Genomic DNA, 17,358 nt, shown 5'->3' on the forward strand with positions numbered 1-17,358 from the left:
ATGGTGATTACAAAAAAGCTGTGATAAAAAACCGCCGATGTTGGCGGTTTTTTATGGCTGAGATTTCCGCGCAGCGAAAACAGCGTATAAACGGCGCATGAATTAAAGGGCGTTAACTGCTCTTGTCTTCTGGCAGCTCAATCACGAAGGCTGCTCCTTCAATGCTGGCTTTTTCCACGTAAATACGACCGCCGTAACAGGAAACAATATCGTGGCACACAGACAGGCCAATACCTTGTCCCGGATTGCGCTGATCAGCCCGGATCCCCCGTTGGAAAATGGCTTCCCGCATATCATCGCTGACACCGGGACCGTCATCCTCAATACGGATAGTCAATTTTCCCTGCTGTTGCGCGGCGCTGAGGCGAATTTCACTGATACAGAACCTGAAGGCGTTTTCCAGCAGATTTCCCAGCAGTTCCATCAAATCGGTGCGGTTCAGAGGGAGGCATAAGCCCGTGCTGTACTGGCGTTTCAGTGTGACCTGTTTGGTGCTGTAAATCTTCTTCAGCATCCGCTCAAAGCTTTCCACGACTGGGTTGAGCAGGGTCTTATCTTTCTGCAGACCTTGTTGTCCCATTAAAGCACGTTTTAACTGATACTGAACCAGATCGTCCATCTGACTGATTTGTTCCAGCATGCGCTGATTGAGATCGCAGCGGGGCAGGGAATGATCATCCAGCAAGGCATTGGCGGCGGCCAGACGGGTTTTCAGGCTGTGTGCCAGATCGTCCATCGCGTGGCGGTAGCGGGCGGTCTTGTCGTTACTGATCCGGATGAGACGATTAAGTGACTGTGTCACGTCCTGCAACTCGGTAGGAAAATCACTGTCCAGCTGCTCGCGTTTGGCGTCCGTGACCTGATTGAGCTGAGTGGCCAGTTTTCGCAACGGCTGAAAGCTCCAGTGAAATGCGGCGATGAGAAAGGCAACGGCGATCAATACAAACAAGCCGAGATACAGAGCGGTTCGGTTGTGAAGCCGGCTCAGGGACTGTTCATAGGCCGTACCTGAGCGCAGGACAACCAGCTGGTAAGCATTGCCATTCTCGCGGTCACGGCTGATATCGTAAGCGATATAGCTCTTTGTGTTATCAGCCTTGACCAGGGTGGGGGTTTGCATTGCATCCGGCAGGCTGCTGCAAATACTGGTCAGCCCCGCGGCTTTTGCCTCATCTGATAACCACATCGTATTATCATTGCGATCACAAAGGACCGACATGTAATCCGTAGCGGATGGATCCAAGGAGTCAATCCATTTATCAACGTCTTTGATTAATCCTGCCCGGTTAAGCTGGGCAACGACTAACGGCATTTGTGCAACAAGATCCGTGGAATAGGCAGCCATGTAACTCTGGCTGTAGAGTTCATTGATCACCCAGGCCAAGGCCGAGGTAATCAGGGCAATGATCGCAATGGATGTGATCATTACCCGATGGCGCAAACGCGGGAGAATAGCCAGATTCATTGCGCGGTAAGCTCAAAGATGTATCCCTGACCGCGAATGGTCGAAATGGGGTTATCCTGTCCGGTCTGGCTGATTTTTTTGCGCAGACGGCTGATCATGACCTCGATGGTATTAGGATCGCCTTCCTGATCTTCATACAACACGTCCAGCAGTCGCTGCTTGGAGACCACCTGGCGGCTGTGGCGCATCAGGTATTCCAGCAGTTCGTACTCAAAAGCGGTGAGGTCGAGCAGGTTTTCACTGACAAAAACCTGTTTCGCCAGCAGGTCGACACGGATTTCTCCGGCGATCATCTCGGGCTTTATAAACCCTGCACTACGGCGAACCAACGCACTCAGCCGGGCCACCAGCTCTTCTCTCTGGAAAGGTTTCACCAGATAATCATCGGCACCAGCTTCCAGTCCCGTGACTTTATCCTGCCAGTTAGAACGTGCTGTCAGAATCAGGATTGGCAGTCGTAAGCCTTTATCACGGATTTCACGAATCAGAGTGATACCGTCACGGTCGGGCAGACCTATATCGACGATAGCGACATCATTGGGGTAGTTATCAGCATAGAACAGGCCTTCTTCGGCCGTATTGGCACACTGAACTTGATTGCCCAGCTCACTGAGCTGAGTTTTCAGATGGTGGCACAGGATCGGATCGTCTTCGACTATCAGGATGCGCATCATAATAAAGTTACCTGAAACTGTGGAATAGAGTTGCGAATACCAGAAAGCACGCTTTATAGCAAAGGGGGCTGGCGGGTACAATTTTCACCGGTTAATTGTGAGAGATTATACCACCTATCATCTGAATAACGGCTGACTCTGCCAAATGCCAGTGTCAGCCGTGTGGGGAGGTGCTAGCTGAGAATAATAATCAGCGTACCTGCTATTGTGAGCAGAACGTTAGCTATGGCGTAGGTGCCTGCATAACCCAGAGCAGGAATAGTACTGCGGGCATGCTCATTGATCATGTCCATCGCCGGGGCGCAGGTACGGGCGCCGATAATGGCACCAAACAGCAGTGCACGGTTCATATCCAGTACATACGCGCCGAAAAGGTAGGCAAGCATCACGGGAATCACGCTCACCATCATGCTGACTAAAAATACGCTCGGACCAATTTGCGTAATCGATTCAAACAGGTTAGAACCGGCACTCAGGCCAATACCAACCATAAACACCATCAAACCGAGATCTTTGGCCATATTGAGTGCGCCCTGCGGAACATAGCCGAACGTCGGGTGATTGGCACGCAGGAAACCCAGGGAGATCCCGGCGAGCAACAGACCTGCGGCATTACCCAGACCAAAGGTAATCTGGCCGAAGGTCATGGTAATGGAACCGAAAAGCAGCCCCATAATAAAGAAGCAGCAAAAGGCCAGAAGATCAGCAATCTGACTGTGGATAGAGATAAAGCCAATGCGCTCGGCCAGCCCCAGTACCCGGCTTTTCTCACCGCTGACCTGAAGTATGTCACCTTTATTGAGCAGGGTACTGTGGTCCATCGGCATTTCAATCTGAGCACGTACCACACGGTTGAGGAAGCAGCCATATTCGGCCAGATTCAGCTCTGATAAGCGCTTACCGGCAATGTTGTCGTTCTTGACCACGATCTCTTCTTCAACAATGCGCAGATCGAGCAAATCACGGTCAAACACTTCTTTTCCGTTGCGGAAGCTGGGATCCAGTCGTGCGTGGCTGTCGGGGTAACCCACTAAGGCAATCTCGTCGCCTTCCTGCAGGATGGCATCACCATCCGGGTTGGCAAGAATACCATGGCGCCGGATACGCTCAATGTAGCAGCCCGTCTGGCGATAGATGCCCAGTTCACGCAGGTTACGGCCATCGATCCAGTCAATCAGTTCAGGTCCGACACGGTACGCACGTATGATAGGTAAGTAGACTTTGCGTTGTGAGGCGCCACCTATTCCACGCTCTTTCGCAATCTGTTGCGAGGATTCAGCCAGATCTTGCTTTTGCAGCTTGGGCATCAGCTTGGCCAGCAGTATCAGGCTGATCAGGCCAATCAGGTAAGACATGGCGTATCCGACACTCAGGCTGTCAATCAGGTCTTGAACAATCATGGGATCAGACAGATTCGATAAGCCGCCACTTAATGCATCTTTGGCACCGACCAGAACCGGCGTAGCAGTAAGAGAGCCCGCCATGAGGCCGGTCGCCAGACCCAGATCCAGATTCAGGTAATGTGACATAGTCAGTGTGATCGTGATGGCTGATAAGAGCACCACTAAAGCCAGCAGTAAATAATGTTTACCGTCCCGGAAAAAAATACCGAAGAAGTTTGGCCCGGCCTGAATACCCACACAGAAGATGAATAGCATGAAGCCAATATTGAGGGCTTCAGCATCAAAGGTAAAACCGGCGTTACCGAAGAGGAGCGCAGTCAGGAGTACGCCAATGGAATTACCAATCTGCAACTTGGCGATACGAAGTTTTCCGACAGTAAGACCCACAGCGAGAACTACAAAGAGGAGCAGAATATCATTCTGGCGAAGCAGGTCAGCAATGTCGATGTTCACAACAAATTTTTCCGAAGTCAGCGCAATATACTAAAGATATGGTTCGGAATTTTATCTTAAACTACTGCTATACGATACCGATATTCGAGGTGCGCGACACAAAAAAAGGCTGATTAAACAGCCTTTTTGTCAACGAGTCACATTTGCGCAATTGAACTGTGATTATTGAAACAGTCCAAGGTTGTCTTTTGCGTACGCTTCGAATTCTGTGCAGCCACCGATATGCTGTTGATCAACGAAGATTTGTGGCACCGTTTCAACGGGCTTACCCACGGTTTTTTCCAGGTCAGCCTTGGAAATGCCTTCTGCGTGAATATCTACGTAACGATAGTTGAAATCATCACGTTCTTCTTTCAGCTTGTCAGCCAAGTCTTTTGCACGAACACAGAAAGGGCAGCCAGGGCGACCAAAAATTACTACGAACATAGAGCTTCTCCTTTGTCTTGTGGGGCTACTATAACGTGAGTCTGTCGGCGGTGAAAGTCGGAATTATCAGTAGCATCAATAGAAAATTTCGATGGTTAGCGTTATTTACATCAGCGGTAAACCTGTTATGTCTGAGGTAGCGGCAATGAAAAAAGCCAGGCTGGACAGACCTGGCTTTGGGCGGCAGTGGAGCAAGAAGTTAGAAGTCGTAGCGAATAGCCATCGCCAGAACGTCTTCGTTACCGTCGATTTGATCGGCTTTGTACTCTGCGTAGGTACGCAGGTTTTTGTTGAACTTGTAGTAGGCGCCAAGCACAAAATAGTCCTCAACATCTGACGTGGTGCCTGTATCGGCTTCCAGATAGTTGTAGACAGCCTGAGCAGAGAAGCCATTACCAAAGTTGTAGCCCACTACGGCTTCGTAGCCGTCGTAGTCAGTACCGGTTTCTGCGCCTGACTTGTCTTTCCAGTTTTCACCCATGCTATACAGCAGTGCGGCATAGATGTTGTTGGCGTCGTACGCAACAGACAGTGCAGTCACTTCTGCATCATCAGTGCCATCCAGGCCTTCACCTGAGTTATAACCGGCACCAAATTTCACGCCCACAGGCAGTGCGTAAGAGGCAGCAACACCGTAAGAGGTTGAGGTGTCGCCATTTACTTGCTGAACGGCGTTGTTGTCCAGCTGGTAGCTTGCTTCAACAGTCAGGCCGCTGAATTCGCCAGCATATTTCAGCACTGAGCTGGTCTTACCTGTACCGAAACGGTCGGTACCTGTACCACTTGCATCTGCACCGAATTCTTCCAGGGTATCGGTGTAATCAGAAATCAGGGTAAACGACCCTTCCTGACGACCGTAGGTGGCTTCACCGAAGTTACCGCCCAGACCGGCATAAGCTTTACGTGTTTCAAGACCTTCGTCTTTAGAAGAGGCGTTCACTTCAGTTTCGTACAGGCCGACACCGTAAAGGTTGCTGTTAATTTCAGACTTCGCTTTGGCACCAAAGCGGAAGTAGCTTTGATCGCCTTTTTCGCTGTTGTCATCAGAGCTGTAGTACATACCTACTGCACGGCCATACAAATCAACGGTTGCCCCATCCTTGTCATAAACGTTTGCAGCAGCAGCTGAGCCAGAAACAAAAGCAGTAATCAATGCCGATGCTAAAACAGTTTTTTTCATTTCTTTTTCCCCTAGGTAGGTATCAAGTGCTTCATTGCTGTTTTGATGGGCTGCAGGATAGAAGGTGAATATGACAAAAAAATGTTGTTCAAAAGTCACTTTGATGAAAGCGAAACATTATTTATCAATGAATTACTCCACTTGCATGCTTACCGGCCAGTCAGAGTGTGCAATCTAGATCATCTGGTTGTTTATGATAGAGTGCATAAATTGCCCCAGATAATCTTTGTTATTGGCAAGCAAATGATGGTGTTTTCAAGCTGAACCGTAGGATGAAGAGAATAATGAATCAGACAATTGATACGATACTGGCACACCGTTCTATACGACGTTTTACCTCTGAACCTATTCAGGCGGATGTACTTTCGACCCTGCTTGACTGCGCAATTGCAGCCTCGTCTTCCAGTTTCATCCAATGCGTGAGCGTGATACGGGTGGTTGATACAGACAAACGCACTCAGATGGCCCATCTGGCCGGTGATCAGCCCTATGTTGCTTCAGCGGCAGAATTTTTAGTGTTCTGTGTGGATTTCCACCGCCATTTGCAAATTCATCCTGAAGCACAGCTTGGTTTTACTGAGCAGACGCTGATTGGTGCCGTCGATGCTGCGCTCATGGCACAAAATTGTTTGTTAGCGGCTGAATCTTTGGGTTTGGGTGGGGTCTATATTGGCGGGATCAGAAATAATCCGGCAGAGGTGGCTGCATTGCTTGATATGCCTAAGCATGTCATGCCCGTTTTTGGACTGTGCCTGGGCTATCCGGATCAAAATCCTGAATCTAAGCCGCGTCTGCCGCAGTCGTTGGTTATTCACCAAAACAGCTATCAGCAGGAGCTGGATCGCCATCAGCTGGCAGAATATGACGAAAAAGTGCGCCAGTATTACCAGTCGCGAACTGGCGGCAATAAAGATATGAGCTGGTCAGAACAGATTACCGCGACTTTAACCAAAGAAGCCCGGCCCTTTATGAAGGATTTCCTTACCAGTAAAGGCTTTAGTACCAGGTAGGCATCAGTTAAACTATTTGAGTATTCACTCATTTTTGCCTTACCGATTTGTATAAAGGGCCACTTTCTGCTTGTAATTTAATAAGAAAGTGGCCTAAACGAGTACTTATCATGCTGATGCTGGGGGAGTGTCATTTCATACTGGTAGGACTTCTGCCGCTTTACAGACATAGCTTTCCATAATTGTGAGTGGATTGGCTGTAAAATCAAATTATTACGGAATTTTTTATGAAAAGAACGGGCCTTTCAGCCCTGATGGTGTTTTTTGCCGTGTTACTGGGTGCTTGCTCAAGCACGCCTGAAATGAGTGAGTCGGATACTGCTATCTCTGAACAGGGAGAATTTCAGCGGGTATTGTCTGCTTACCGGCACTGGCAGCAGTCAATGCAACATACCAGCGAACTGGCCATTTATTCACCGGATGCTTATCAGCTCATGATAACCAGCTGGGAAAATGCAGAAAAAATTTATCAAGAGATCACCGCAACGCCGTCGACGGCGTATAAAAGTTACTCTTTATTTTCTTCTACCACGTATTTACAGCAGATACAGTTAGAGCTGAATCAGGTTGAAGTCTCTTTGAATCAATTGAAGCAGCTACAGAAGGTCGCCGACGATGTGCTGTCTCCTGCGATAACCCAGATGCAGTATCTGGATTCTCTGGATGCCAGGCAGTACTACCGAAGCGAGTACACACGCTTGCATCGCCTGTATGCCAGCTTGTTTACCCTGGTAGAAGATGATGAGCTGAGTGATGCGAGAGAGGAGCAGGATGAATTTCTTTCTCGCAGCCACAGCCTGGAAGTTAAAACGATCAAAAAAATCTATATTGCGCCGCTGGAAGCCATGATGATTGAACTGCGTCGTCAGGATGTGAATGATTATGCGCCAAACAGCTACGCACAGATTGAGCAGCGTATCGAAGCCGGTAAAGCATTAATTGAGCGTACCCCCCGCGATTTTGATGCCATACAGCAGGCGGCGAGTGCGGTACAGTTTGAGCTTGCCCATGCTCAGCATATTTCGCTGGAAGTGCAGCGCTTACGCGATTTAAGTAAAGATGATTACGAGTCTTATATTCTGGATTTCGAAAATAAGCTGCTGAGAATCTCCAAAGCTTTGAAAGAGGAAGATTTGCGTGATCAACCCATTCAGGAACAGGCCAGATTAATCATTGATGGTGCTATCAATGTAAGGGAGGCCACAGCCAGCAAGCCGCCGGCAGATGAGGTGCTGAAGGATAAAGATAAGTACATCCGCGACCTTAATGCATTGGTAATGAGTCAGCAGCGTCAGATAAGCCTGTTGCAGTCTAAACTGTCTGCTAGCAAGGAGACGCTGCCTTCAGTGTCTTTACCGGCGCCGAGCGAAGCACCCGACTCCAATGCCACCTTAACTGAGCCGCCGAGCGATACTGGCGAAACCGGATCTGCCGTCATGCAGTAGCGCCTTCGTCATACGGTTACATCTGAGTAAAAAACCGCTGCAGCGACAGCGGTTTTTTTGTACACAATTTCTTCGGTGATTGTTTGATATCACCATGACTCTCTTTGCTAGGCTATCTGATTCTGACTATAAAAACAGGAGTTTATGCTGCGTTATTCATACGCTATTTACAATAGAACCGCTGTTAAAATGGTCAGTGACTACAGGCTGTTGATAGCTTTTGATGTATTATGTTACATCTTTCATGGGTTTTGAAATATTTTTCGTATTTACTTTTTTCTGGTTAATCATGCTTTTTTGTCTGATGGTTGGTTTTTGTACGGCTGAGACATTGTTTTCCCTCAGGACATAGATTAGAATTCGCGCCGCGCCAGATTGCGCAATTATTTTAATTAATATCACTTTTATTTAAGTTTTCCTGTAGGGGAATAAAATGTCTACGAATTTTGCAAATCCAGCACCTTTGGGATTGATGGGCTTTGGTATGACCACCATTTTGCTGAACATCCACAATGCAGGCTTTTTTCCACTGAACTCTATGATTCTGGCTATGGGGATTTTTTATGGCGGTCTGGCTCAGATCCTTGTCGGCATGATGTGTTTTAAGCGTGGTGATACATTCGGTACCACCTCTTTCACCTCTTACGGTCTGTTCTGGCTGACACTGGTTGGTCTGATTGTGATGCCGTACATGGGGCTGCCTGCTGCACCTGCAGAGTTCATGGCATGGTATCTGCTGCTGTGGGGCGTCTTTACTGCCTTTATGTTTGTTGGTTCACTCAATTACCCGCGCGCCAAACAATTCGTATTTGCTTCTTTGACTGTGTTGTTCTTCCTGTTGGCTGCACGTGATTTCACTGGCAGCACCCTGATTGGTACCATTGCGGGTTTTGAAGGCATCATCTGTGGCGCGAGTGCGATTTATTTTGCGATGGCCCAGGTACTGAACAATGAGTTCGGCCGTACTGTTCTGCCAATTGGTGAGCGTAAAGTGGCTGCTGTGGAGCCTCTGAAAGCAGCGGCATAACTTTGTTCAATTCTATATTTACTGCTTACCCCGTGCCGTGAGGTACGGGGTTTTTTTATGCGGGTTGCTGGCTGGTGTTGCATCGCAGCGATGAAGAAAGCCGGACGCCGTTAGCCCGGTTGCGGTGAGACCTTAGTCTGGCTGCAGGCGAAATAATGGCAGTTTTAATGTGTTGTAAGCTAAAGAACGCAGGCTAGTGGGCAGGTTGAGAGAGGGAATGCAGAGGACCGAGAAAACAGGGAATAAAAAAGGAGGCTTAAGCCTCCTTTAATGTATCAATCTGATTGTCCTTTAGGATCAGCAGATCACTTTAATCGCCAATCCGCCCTGGGAGGTTTCGCGATACTTGGCATTCATGTCTTTACCGGTTTCCAGCATGGTCTCGATCACTTTATCCAGCGAGACCCGAGGTTCGGAAGCACGACGCAAAGCCATACGTGAAGCATTGATGGATTTAACTGCTGCGATACCGTTTCGTTCGATACAAGGTACCTGCACCTGGCCAGCAACCGGGTCGCATGTCAGACCCAGGTTATGTTCCATGGCGATTTCCGCGGCCATACAGACCTGCTCAGGGCTTGCGCCCATCAGCTCAGCCAGACCGGCAGCGGCCATTGAACAAGCGACACCCACTTCACCCTGACAGCCTACTTCAGCACCAGAGATAGAAGCATTACGCTTATACAGACCGCCGATTGCGCCAGAAGCGGCAAAGTAACGGATATATTCTTTTTCGCTGACCGGCTGAATGAATTTATCATAGTAAGCCAGTACTGCCGGGATAATACCGCAAGCACCGTTAGTTGGCGCGGTGACCACCCGGCCGCCTGCTGCGTTTTCTTCATTCACTGCAAAAGCGTACATGTTCACCCAGTCAACCACTGTCATCGGGTCGGTGTTGGTACGCTCGGAGGTGATGAGCTGCTGGCGAAGTGCGGCAGCACGGCGAGGCACACGCAGTGGGCCAGGCAAAATGCCTTCTTCGTTCATGCCACGGTCCATACAGTCCTGCATGGTTTTCCAGATTTTGGCGAAGTAATCTTTAATTTCGTCTTCAGTGTTCATGGCACGTTGGTTTGCCATGACGATAGAGCTCATTGAGCGACCGCTTTCTTTGCAGTGCTGAACCAGTTCTTGTGCCGAGGTAAACGGGTACGGGACTTTGATTTCAGACTCTTCTTCTTTACCGAAGTTTTCTTCATCAACAATGAAGCCGCCACCGATAGAGTAATAGGTCTTGCTGTAAATTTTGTCTTCACCAGCCCATGCATGAATACTCATGCCATTCTCGTGCAGGGAAAGGTTGGTGTTATGGAAATTCATCCCGCCATCACGTGGGAAATCAACGGTATGAATATTACCTGCAATTGGAAGACGCTCGGTTTCACCAACGCTGGCGATAAACCCAGGGATGCTGTCGATATCAACAGTTTCAGGGCTGTTGCCAGCCAGGCCCATGATAATGGCAATGTCTGTGTGGTGGCCTTTACCTGTCAGAGACAGAGAGCCATACACATCAACGGTGACTTTTGTCACATCATTGATTTTGCCCATTTCACGCAGGTTATCGACAAACTCTTTACCTGCTTTCATCGGACCTACAGTGTGTGAACTGGAAGGACCCACACCAATTTTGAAGATATCAAAAATACTGATCATGCGTAGTACCTCAGTCGGGGAAGCAATCTTGCCTCGGCCGTGACTGTTATCTTTTTATGAACTCCCGCCCCTTCCTTGGCGAGTATAGTCAAAACAAAAGAGCAGGTGCTGAAAGCTCCCCTGCTCTTAAGTATCGGTTCTTTTACGTATTTTGTCAGTAATGCAGTACGGGCGAGATGTTAGAAAAATAGCCCGTACATAATGGCTGAAATCGCGATCAGACCCATGAGTGTGACAAATACGTTGCTTACCGCGCCCTTGTACTTCTGCATTGCCGGTACTTTATGTACGGCATACATAGGCATCAGGAACAAGATTGTCGCAATAATCGGGCCGCCTAATGTTTCAATCATCCCAAGAATACTAGGATTAACTGTCGCGACCAACCAGATAGTAGCAATCATGAAGACAACGGTAAATTTGTCAATATTCTTTTCGTTAACTTGCTTACCAGCCGACTTTAATTGTTTAGAAACTAGACCATTCAGACCTTCTCGCGCACCCAGATAATGACCGAAGAAAGATGAAACGATAGCTACAAATGCTACAACCGGGCCCAGATATGAAATAAATGGACTGTCATGCTTGTTGGCCAGGTAAGACAGAATAGCCAGGTTTTCCGCTTTTGCTTGCGCCAGATCCTGAGGGCTCAGGCTCAGTACGCACGAGAACACGAAGAACATCACAAAGCCCAGCAGCATAACGGCAGATCGCGCCAGAATACGGGACGCTTTCTCTTCTGCCAGCTCGCCATGTTCGCGCGCTTGCGCCTGCGAGAAAGCCGAGATAATAGGACTGTGGTTAAACGAAAATACCAGTACAGGAATGGTAATCCACAAGGTGACCGCAAAATCACCCAGTGAAGGCATGGTGCTCAGGCTGACGGAAGACAGATTCCACTCAGGGATCAGATATACCGACATAAACAGCAAAATACCTACCAGAGGATAAACCAGAAACTGAGTGACTTTCAGCATCAGTTTTTCACCGGCAATCATGACGGACATCATGCCCAGAATCAAAATGATGGACAGTAAAGCCCGTGGCATGGATGCCATACCAAGCTGGTTGACCATGAAGGAATCGACAGTATTGGTGATACCGACACCATAAATCAGCACAATCGGGTAAATAGCAAAGAAGTAGAGCAGGGTGATTAATTTACCGGCACGGGCGCCAAAATGTTCTTCCACCACTTCAGTAATGTCACTGCCGGGTTTCGCGGAAGACAGGACAAAACGCGCCAGACCGCGGTGAGCGAAGTAAGTCATCGGGCCAATCAGCAGTGTCATCGCCAGCAGTGGCCAGAAGCCACTCATACCCGCATTGATTGGCAGAAACAGGATACCGGCACCAACTGCCGTACCAAAAAGGGAAAGCACCCAGGTCGTATCTTGTGCAGTCCAGCGGCTTTTGGCAGCAGCGGATGCAGCAGATACAGATGCAGTTTTCGTTTGCATAAGTTAGTCCAACATTTAATAGGGAACAGGAATCTGGGTATTTTCGCTTATTTAGGGCATGAAAAAATGATCTGTGAAAAAACTCGCTCACTATTTAACATTTGTTGCAAGGAAATGAGAGTTTGATCACCAAAGGAATGGCCATTTGTGTCTCAGGTGGTGAAAGGTTCAGCGATTGTCTACCCAGATTTGATGTGACAGGGCTTTGACTATCTGAGCCGTTGCGCCCCAAATGGAATATTCCTGGTAAGGGATGGCATAAATGGTGTGCTCTTTACCTTTGAAGGTAAAACGCTGGGTGCGCATATTGCGGGGATTGAGCAAGAAGGTAACAGGGACTTCAAATATGCTGTCGACTTCATTGGGATCGAGCACGGGCCGGTAGCTGGCTGCAACAGTCGCTAAAAACGGTGTCACCATATAACCGCTGAGAGTCGGAAGGGCGGGCAATGTGCCCAAAATGTCTTTTTTATCACACAGAATGCCGATCTCTTCCTGTGTTTCCCGGATGGCGGTATTAATAAGTTCGACGTCTTCGCTTTCAAAGCGCCCGCCCGGGAATGCGACCTGACCCGGATGGTGTTTCAGGTGGTTTGCCCGCCTAGTCAGTATCACATGGTAACCGTCAGGCCTTGCCACCAGAGGGATCATCACTGCCGCGGGTTTAAAGCGGCTGCTGTTGGGCAGCAACTGCTTGATACGTCTCTGATGGCTGCGATCATACTGGCCCGGCTGCGCAAGCAGGAAGCGGCTGAGCATGTGATGCTGGACTATCATGTGGTATTCCCGATGGCGCCCCCTCCCGGCAATTTGTTGAGGGTATGTTATAAGATTGGCAGAATTTTGCTCAGCTTGTCCAGCGTTTCCTGGTATTCGCTCTGAGCTTCGCTATCGGCCACTACACCGCCGCCAGCCCAGGCATAAATCTGCTTGTCGACCGCGATCAGGGTTCGGATAGTGATGCTGGTATCCATCTGACCGCAGCGACTGATGTAACCTATACTGCCGCAGTACACGCTGCGTCTGTGCGGCTCCAGTTCTTCGATAATTTCCATGGCGCGGACTTTCGGCGCTCCCGTGATAGAACCGCCAGGAAAACAAGCTCTAAGCAGATCCGTTGCACAATAGTGAGCAGGATCCATGTCGGCCGTGACTGTGCTGACTAAGTGATGCACGGCCGGGAAGCTTTCAATGGCAAACAGGCTGGGGACACGCACCGTGCCCGGTGATGCTACGCGGCCGATATCATTGCGCAGCAAATCAACTATCATCAAATTCTCCGCCCTGTCTTTATCTGCGTGTTTCAGATCTTCTGCACTGGCCTGATCGGTGACAGGATCGGCAGAGCGGGGGCGGGTGCCTTTAATCGGCTTGGTTTCAATCTTGTTGTCTTTGAGTTTCAGAAAACGTTCCGGCGACACAGATAGCACCGCGGCCTGATCAAGACGGATAAAGGCTGAAAAGGGCGCGCCATTATGGCTCTCCAGCTTCTGGTAAGCCTGCCATTCATCGCCCTGATAACCGGCGTTGAAACGCTGTGCGAGGTTAATCTGATAGCAGTCGCCCGCATTCAGGTAATCCTGAACCTGATTAAATTTTCCGATATAGCTGTCGAGCGTCATATTGGCCTGCCAGTCTGTGGTTAGCCGGAAGGCATCTCTCTGGTCAGACTGAGCTGACTGCTGTGCTTTCAGCCACTGCAGCCGCGCTGAGGTATCCGGCGCCACCAGCGAGAGCTGCCGGGTATGGTGGTCAGCAATTAACGCCCAGTCATATAAGCCCACCGCCATATCCGGCGCCTGGATATCCTGAATGGCCAGGGCCGGTATCTTTTCCACCTGCCGGCCCAGATCGTAAGCAAAATACCCCACAGCGCCGCCGGTAAAAGGCAGATCGCCGATGGCCGGACAGGCCGGTAATAATTCCGACTGCAGCGCGTGTAATAATGAAAACGGATCTTGATCTGAGCTGTGTTGCTGGCCGCTTGCATGGGTGATCACACTGACACCGTCGCGGGTTTCTATGGTCGCCAGTGGGCCGGCAACCAGAATGTCATAACGATTATCAGGGTGGCCTTGTGCCGCTGAACGCAGCAGCATAGCCCAAGGGGAGGCAGAAAGAGGTTCGAACCAGTCCAGAACAGCATCCTGGCTATAGTCCAGATGCATGACCTGGAGTTGAGAGACAGCAGAATATTTCATTTTCTTTTTTGTGACAGGTGTTCGATTGGCGCATAGCGCGAGATTGCGGGCAAGAGTATCATAGAAACAAATAAGACGTCTGCATCGCGACTTTTCCGGTGCATTGATGATTCAGCTCAAGATTTCGGTCTGCCTCTGACACCCTACCATGCATAAGGTCCGGGTCAGGCCCGTCAATTTGCAGGCGCGTATACGACAATAAGCAACGAGGGCAACTATGACCGTCATCCGTAAAGAAGATGTGATCAGCAGTGTGGCAGACGCGCTGCAATACATTTCCTACTATCATCCGCTGGACTTTGTGCAGGCTCTTGAAAAGGCTTACCACAAAGAGCAGAGCCAGGCCGCGAAAGATGCCATGGCACAGATTCTGATTAACTCTCGTATGTCCGCCGAAGGCCATCGCCCGATTTGCCAGGATACAGGTATTGTGACCTGTTTCGTGAAAATTGGTATGAACGTACAGTGGGAGAGCGATCTGACCGTTCAGGAAATGATCGATGAAGGTGTGCGTCAGGCATATAACAACCCGATCAACCCTCTGCGGGCATCGGTTGTCGCGGATCCTGCCGGAGCGCGTATCAACACTAAAGATAACGCCCCTGCGGTTGTTCATATTGACATGGTACCGGGCAACGAAGTGGAAATTCAGCTGGCAGCCAAAGGTGGCGGCTCAGAGAACAAAACCAAAATGGTGATGCTCAACCCGTCGGATGATATTGCCGAGTGGGTTGAAAAGACGGTTCCTCTGATGGGCGCAGGCTGGTGTCCGCCGGGTATGCTGGGAATCGGTATCGGCGGCACGGCTGAAAAAGCCGCGGTACTGGCGAAAGAGTCGCTGATGGAAGCAGTTGATATTCATGAGCTGATAGAACGCGGTCCGCAAAATGCGGAAGAGAAACTGCGTCTGGATATTTATGATCGTGTCAACAAGCTGGGTATCGGTGCTCAAGGCCTTGGCGGCATGACGACCGTGCTGGATATCAAAATCAAGACCGCACCAACGCATGCGGCCTCTAAACCGGTTTGCATGATCCCGAACTGTGCGGCAACCCGCCATGTGCACTTCACTCTGGACGGCAGCGGTCCGGCAGAGCTGACTCCCCCTAAACTGGAAGACTGGCCGGAAGTGACCTGGGAAGTGGGCCAGAATGTGCGTCGTGTCAATGTTGACAACATCACCAAAGCGGAAATTCAACAATGGAAGTCCGGCGAAACTGTCCTGTTGTCCGGTAAAATCCTGACAGGTCGTGATGCTGCCCATAAGCGTATTCAGGAAATGCTGAACAGCGGACAGGGCCTGCCTGATGGTGTGGATTTCAATAACCGCTTCATTTATTACGTAGGTCCTGTGGATGCAGTGGGCGACGAAGCTGTGGGACCGGCCGGCCCGACAACGTCCACCCGCATGGATAAGTTCACCGACATGATGCTGGCTGAAACCGGCCTGATTGGCATGATAGGTAAAGCAGAGCGCGGTCCTGTGGCTATTGAGTCAATTAAAAATCATAAAGCAGTGTATTTAATGGCAGTGGGTGGCGCGGCGTACCTGGTGGCGAAAGCGATCAAGAAATCGCGCGTTGTGGCCTTTGAAGACCTGGGCATGGAAGCTATCTATGAATTTGAAGTGCAGGATATGCCTGTCACGGTCGCCGTCGATTCAGACGGTGTGAATGCGCACCAGACCGGCCCTGATATCTGGAAAGTCAAAATTGCTGAAATGGATGCGTAACACGCTTGCAGTGTTATCTGCTGAAATACTTTGCAATAAAAAGGAGCCGTTTGGCTCCTTTTTTTGCACTGGTTTAACCTTTGATTAAGGAAGTAAGCAATAAAATGACGTTCTTTTTTGCTATGTTAACGCGTAGCTAAATACAAAATGTTGAATAAATCAGACCTATTGAATTGGAGAGGCATTGAATGAGGTTCACTCTGCTGGTCCTGGCTCTGTCGGTGAGCATGCTCACCGGTTGCCGTGAGGAAACAAAATCTGTGCCCGAACCTGTATCCCGACCGGTTAAATTGTTAACTGTTGATGTCGGTGACAGTCAGAGTTACCGGACATTTCCTGCCCAGGTGGAAGCCGGCGATAAAGCGGTGCTGGCATTCCGGGTATCGGGAGTTTTGGAAAGTGTGGATGTACGCGATGGCGAAGAGGTGAAAAAAGGCCAGCGTCTGGCGAAGCTGAAAACTGATGAGCTGACCTTGCTGGTTGAACAGGCCAAAGCCAATTACAACCTTGCTCAGGTTCAGTACAAACGGAATGCAGAATTGCTGAAAACCAATGTGGTGTCCGAACTGGATTTTGACCAGTCAACGGCAGCCAGAAATCAGGCCAAAGCAGAATTGGACAAACAGGAAGCAAACCTGAAATACGCCACCCTGATTGCGCCATACGATGGGGTTGTCTCTATTTCAATGGCCAACAATTATGAGTATGTCTCAGCGAAGCAGCCTATGATGCATATTCAGAGCGAAGGGTTGCTTAATGTCAGTTTCCAGTTACCCCAGCAACTGCTTAACCGTATGCGATCCGGCGATGATCGCTCTGCTCAGGTGATCTTCGATACCATCCCGGATCAGGTGTTCCTGGCTAACCTGAAGGAAATTGACACCGAAGCCGACACTAAAACCTCCAGTTACCAGGTCACACTTACCATGGAAAAACCCGTTGATCAAAACCTGCTTCCCGGCATGGCAGCGCAAGTGAAAATTGCGTTACCGCAAACAGGTGCCGGTTCATTACCAGCGCGGGCGATTGTGAGGGAAAACGGCAGTACTTATGTATGGCAGGTGGCAGAAGGTGGCAAAGTCAGCAAAGTTGAAGTGGTGCTGGATGAACAATCCCGTGTAGTCAGTGGATTAGAAGACGGAGTGGTTATTGTGGCGTCTGGTGTGACTGAGCTGAAAGAAGGCCAGATTGTACGTGAATGGGTGAAGGAGCGGGGTCTCTGA

14 protein-coding genes are annotated in these 17,358 nt (G+C 49.5%); 5 read left to right on the plus strand and 9 right to left on the minus strand.

Going from position 1 to position 17,358, the window contains the following annotated elements; translation table 11 throughout:
• Nucleotides 1-112: 112 nt before the first annotated feature.
• The 5 genes from KCG43_RS02730 to KCG43_RS02750 form a co-directional block, all read right to left on the minus strand.
• A complete protein-coding gene (locus KCG43_RS02730) occupies nt 113-1,465 on the minus strand; it encodes an ATP-binding protein (protein WP_192015340.1) in 1,353 nt (450 codons plus the stop codon).
• Complete coding sequence (locus KCG43_RS02735; protein WP_192015385.1) at nt 1,462-2,136, minus strand: response regulator; 675 nt, start codon at nt 2,134-2,136, stop codon at nt 1,462-1,464. Before KCG43_RS02735 ends, KCG43_RS02730 begins: the two co-directional genes overlap by 4 nt.
• Before the next feature lie 176 nt (nt 2,137-2,312).
• On the minus strand, nt 2,313-3,995 hold the full coding sequence (locus tag KCG43_RS02740) for an aspartate:alanine antiporter (RefSeq protein WP_192015341.1): 1,683 nt from the start codon (nt 3,993-3,995) through the stop codon (nt 2,313-2,315).
• Between the two features lie 162 nt (nt 3,996-4,157).
• On the minus strand, nt 4,158-4,421 hold the full coding sequence (locus KCG43_RS02745) for a GrxA family glutaredoxin (protein WP_192015342.1): 264 nt from the start codon (nt 4,419-4,421) through the stop codon (nt 4,158-4,160).
• 199 nt (nt 4,422-4,620) lie between these two features.
• The gene (locus tag KCG43_RS02750; protein WP_192015343.1) at nt 4,621-5,601 is read right to left on the minus strand and encodes a porin; all 981 of its coding nucleotides are present in this window, start codon (nt 5,599-5,601) and stop codon (nt 4,621-4,623) included.
• Between the two features lie 284 nt (nt 5,602-5,885).
• On the opposite strand from KCG43_RS02750, the gene nfsA reads away from it, so the two are divergent.
• The 3 genes from nfsA to KCG43_RS02765 all read left to right on the plus strand — a co-directional run bounded on the left by nfsA (nt 5,886) and on the right by KCG43_RS02765 (nt 9,083).
• Nucleotides 5,886-6,611: an oxygen-insensitive NADPH nitroreductase gene (gene nfsA / locus KCG43_RS02755; protein ID WP_218383129.1), complete on the plus strand. Its 726-nt coding sequence runs from the start codon at nt 5,886-5,888 to the stop codon at nt 6,609-6,611.
• Nucleotides 6,612-6,838: 227 nt separating this feature from the next.
• Nucleotides 6,839-8,056 (plus strand): hypothetical protein, encoded by a 1,218-nt coding sequence (locus KCG43_RS02760; RefSeq protein ID WP_218383132.1) that lies wholly within the window; start codon nt 6,839-6,841, stop codon nt 8,054-8,056.
• A 433-nt stretch (nt 8,057-8,489) separates the two neighbouring features.
• Entirely contained in the window at nt 8,490-9,083 is a 594-nt protein-coding gene (locus KCG43_RS02765; protein WP_192015346.1) for an acetate uptake transporter, read from the plus strand.
• Nucleotides 9,084-9,380: 297 nt separating this feature from the next.
• On the opposite strand, the gene KCG43_RS02770 is transcribed toward KCG43_RS02765, so the two are convergent.
• The 4 genes from KCG43_RS02770 to pabB form a co-directional block, all read right to left on the minus strand.
• Nucleotides 9,381-10,742, minus strand: coding sequence for an L-serine ammonia-lyase (locus KCG43_RS02770; protein WP_120511151.1), 1,362 nt, complete (start codon nt 10,740-10,742; stop codon nt 9,381-9,383).
• 179 nt (nt 10,743-10,921) lie between these two features.
• The gene (locus tag KCG43_RS02775) at nt 10,922-12,202 is read right to left on the minus strand and encodes a serine/threonine transporter (protein WP_192015347.1); all 1,281 of its coding nucleotides are present in this window, start codon (nt 12,200-12,202) and stop codon (nt 10,922-10,924) included.
• Nucleotides 12,203-12,370: 168 nt separating this feature from the next.
• A complete protein-coding gene (locus KCG43_RS02780) occupies nt 12,371-12,979 on the minus strand; it encodes a CoA pyrophosphatase (protein WP_218383134.1) in 609 nt (202 codons plus the stop codon).
• A gap of 47 nt (nt 12,980-13,026) precedes the next feature.
• Entirely contained in the window at nt 13,027-14,403 is a 1,377-nt protein-coding gene (gene pabB / locus KCG43_RS02785) for an aminodeoxychorismate synthase component I (protein ID WP_218383135.1), read from the minus strand.
• Nucleotides 14,404-14,620: 217 nt separating this feature from the next.
• On the opposite strand from pabB, the gene KCG43_RS02790 reads away from it, so the two are divergent.
• Nucleotides 14,621-16,135 (plus strand): fumarate hydratase, encoded by a 1,515-nt coding sequence (locus KCG43_RS02790; protein ID WP_192015350.1) that lies wholly within the window; start codon nt 14,621-14,623, stop codon nt 16,133-16,135.
• Nucleotides 16,136-16,323: 188 nt separating this feature from the next.
• The gene (locus KCG43_RS02795) at nt 16,324-17,358 is read left to right on the plus strand and encodes an efflux RND transporter periplasmic adaptor subunit (RefSeq protein ID WP_218383136.1); all 1,035 of its coding nucleotides are present in this window, start codon (nt 16,324-16,326) and stop codon (nt 17,356-17,358) included.

Origin of the sequence: Photobacterium sp. WH24 (assembly GCF_019204055.1) — a bacterium.
In the GTDB taxonomy this organism is placed as follows: domain Bacteria; phylum Pseudomonadota; class Gammaproteobacteria; order Enterobacterales; family Vibrionaceae; genus Photobacterium; species Photobacterium arenosum.

Excerpts from the sequence above, each read along its gene's own strand:
- KCG43_RS02765 (WP_192015346.1), top strand. The coding sequence starts at position 8,490 with ATGTCTACGAATTTTGCAAATCCAGCACCTTTGGGATTGATGGGCTTT.
- KCG43_RS02790 (WP_192015350.1), top strand. The coding sequence starts at position 14,621 with ATGACCGTCATCCGTAAAGAAGATGTGATCAGCAGTGTGGCAGACGCG.
- nfsA (WP_218383129.1), top strand. The coding sequence starts at position 5,886 with ATGAATCAGACAATTGATACGATACTGGCACACCGTTCTATACGACGT.
- KCG43_RS02735 (WP_192015385.1), bottom strand. The coding sequence starts at position 2,136 with ATGCGCATCCTGATAGTCGAAGACGATCCGATCCTGTGCCACCATCTG.
- KCG43_RS02780 (WP_218383134.1), bottom strand. The coding sequence starts at position 12,979 with ATGATAGTCCAGCATCACATGCTCAGCCGCTTCCTGCTTGCGCAGCCG.
- KCG43_RS02730 (WP_192015340.1), bottom strand. The coding sequence starts at position 1,465 with ATGAATCTGGCTATTCTCCCGCGTTTGCGCCATCGGGTAATGATCACA.
- KCG43_RS02775 (WP_192015347.1), bottom strand. The coding sequence starts at position 12,202 with ATGCAAACGAAAACTGCATCTGTATCTGCTGCATCCGCTGCTGCCAAA.
- KCG43_RS02795 (WP_218383136.1), top strand. The coding sequence starts at position 16,324 with ATGAGGTTCACTCTGCTGGTCCTGGCTCTGTCGGTGAGCATGCTCACC.
- KCG43_RS02750 (WP_192015343.1), bottom strand. The coding sequence starts at position 5,601 with ATGAAAAAAACTGTTTTAGCATCGGCATTGATTACTGCTTTTGTTTCT.
- KCG43_RS02745 (WP_192015342.1), bottom strand. The coding sequence starts at position 4,421 with ATGTTCGTAGTAATTTTTGGTCGCCCTGGCTGCCCTTTCTGTGTTCGT.
- KCG43_RS02770 (WP_120511151.1), bottom strand. The coding sequence starts at position 10,742 with ATGATCAGTATTTTTGATATCTTCAAAATTGGTGTGGGTCCTTCCAGT.
- KCG43_RS02760 (WP_218383132.1), top strand. The coding sequence starts at position 6,839 with ATGAAAAGAACGGGCCTTTCAGCCCTGATGGTGTTTTTTGCCGTGTTA.
- pabB (WP_218383135.1), bottom strand. The coding sequence starts at position 14,403 with ATGAAATATTCTGCTGTCTCTCAACTCCAGGTCATGCATCTGGACTAT.